This window comes from Stenotrophomonas sp. SrG, from assembly GCF_050031795.1.
Taxonomy (GTDB): Bacteria; Pseudomonadota; Gammaproteobacteria; order Xanthomonadales; family Xanthomonadaceae; genus Stenotrophomonas; species Stenotrophomonas rhizophila_A.
On the sequence record NZ_JBNBBE010000479.1, the window covers coordinates 1 to 256 of the forward strand.

The 256-nt window shown below is 63.3% G+C and carries 1 protein-coding gene; it reads right to left on the bottom strand.

Features of this window, described 5'->3' with window-relative positions; translation table 11 throughout:
* On the bottom strand, nt 1-256 hold a 256-nt coding region (locus ACQG3P_RS20560), incomplete at both ends, for a hypothetical protein (RefSeq protein WP_426806081.1).

A 256-nucleotide genomic window follows, 5' to 3' on the forward strand; every position in this document is an offset into this window, starting at 1 on the left:
GTCTTGAACGCGACGAGCGCGTTGGACTGGTCGGGGATGAACGTGCCGATGTTGCCGCTCGGGGCGATCGGGAAGAAGCCGATCTTCTCGTTGAGCTCCTCGGTGTCTGCCAGCGACTGCAGCTGACCGAAGAACGAGTTCACCTGCACGGCCATCGCTGCCTCGCCGGACAGGAGCGCGGGGCCCTGCTCTTCGAAGGTTGCGGTCTTGAGGTCTGCGTTGAACAGGCCCTCGGCGATCAGGTCGTTGTAGGTGT